Source organism: Nostoc sp., from assembly GCF_035638895.1.
Lineage (GTDB): Bacteria > Cyanobacteriota > Cyanobacteriia > Cyanobacteriales > Nostocaceae > Nostoc.
In genome coordinates, this window is record NZ_DASQZC010000672.1 from 1 (window position 1) to 1558 (window position 1558).

Below are 1558 nucleotides of genomic sequence, written 5' to 3' on the forward strand. Positions count from 1 at the left end.
TCATTTTATATAGGCAACTCGCTGTGTTTAACTGAAATGAAAAGGCTCAAGTAGTTATTAGACTTATAACAAGCTCAATAAATACATCCAGCTAAAAGTAAATAAATTTAATATTTAATTAATATCTAAATTTAAGCTGGCAGCTCTATCTTTTGAAATTCTTTAATTGCTTCGATATGCGCTTGATTTACCTTGATACACTCCTCCACTGCTTCTGCATATATATCTGTTGAAGGATCTTCTGTTAGTCTGTGCGCCGATTCTTGAAATTTCTGCGCGTGTTCGTGCATCGTTTCTCCATAGGCTTCGATACGTTCTTTTTGTTCCGGCTCGATTTGACCATTTGTTTGTAAACTCTTACCTAACTCTTGCACTTCTTTACTATGCTCAATCGATTTTTGAGCATGTTTCTGTGCTGCCTCTATAGTCTGCTTTGAAACTTCATGCATAATGTTAATCCCGACTATCGCCTTAAAAGAACTATCAAATAGAAGCTATCTCGCCTATCTGTAACAGTTAGTAAAAAAATTCATCTTGTAATAACATTTTATATGCTACTGAAAAGCTGGCTAACTAGCTAAAGATGGATGAGATTGGCGTTTAAAGTAATCCTTCCGACTGCCACGTAGGCATAACCAGCCGTAGGCATCGCTATTAAAATCTCAAAAATGGGAAACAGTATGTCTGTTCTCAAACCACAATGAGAGCTTAGAAATCAGATTCTGGCAAATTTGTCTAGCCTAGAAAAGGTTAATGTTGAGTAGTTTTCGCCTCTTCACCTGAACAATCAAATAAATGTAAACCTAACCGTTGGGAAAGTTCTTCACACACCTTTACCCCCCGCACACTATTACCACGCATATCCAAAAGAGGCGAAAAAACTCCAATGCCCATCTTATTGGGTACAACGGCAATAATCCCACCACAAATTCCGCTTTTCGCCGGAATCCCAATTTTATAAGCCCATTCACCAGCAAAGTTGTACATTCCGCAGGTATACATAACACTCAAAATATCTTTGATGTAATGCTTATCTACCGCCTGTTCTTTGGTAATGGGGTTAATACCTCTGTTAGCAAGGGTAGCCGCCATCACTGCTAAGTCTTGGCAATTTACCATCACAGCACACTGCTGAAAATAAAGATCCAGCGACTCTTCAATATTGCGGTCAATCATGCCAAAGTTTAGCATCAGATGCGCCATTGCCCGGTTGCGATGTCCTGTACTGCGTTCTGAGGTAAAAACTGAAATATCAACGAACACGTCACGCCCAATATATCGCCGAAACATATCCAGCATTCGGTTGAGGCGTTCGGTTGGGCCAGAACCTTTAATTAAACTGGTGGTTGCGATCGCACCTGCATTTACCATTGGATTATAAGGCCGCTTTGATTGCTCATCCAAAATAATCGCGTTAAATGCATCCCCCGTTGGTTCCACCCCAACTCTAGTCAAAACGTAATCCAGTCCATGATCTTCTAAGGCAAGCCCATAAGCAAATACCTTGGAAATTGACTGAATGGTAAAGAGGTGATCGTAATCGCCAACTTTATAAACT

The 1558-nt window shown here is 40.0% G+C and carries 2 protein-coding genes; both read right to left on the reverse strand.

What is annotated here, in order from left to right; genetic code table 11:
- Positions 1-131 precede the first annotated feature (131 nt).
- On the reverse strand, positions 132-449 hold the full coding sequence (locus VE944_RS31665; RefSeq protein WP_324987039.1) for a hypothetical protein: 318 nt from the start codon (positions 447-449) through the stop codon (positions 132-134).
- A 301-nt stretch (positions 450-750) separates the two neighbouring features.
- Positions 751-1558, reverse strand: an 808-nt coding sequence (gene glsA / locus VE944_RS31670) for a glutaminase A (protein ID WP_324987042.1), incomplete at its 5' end; no start/stop codon positions are given.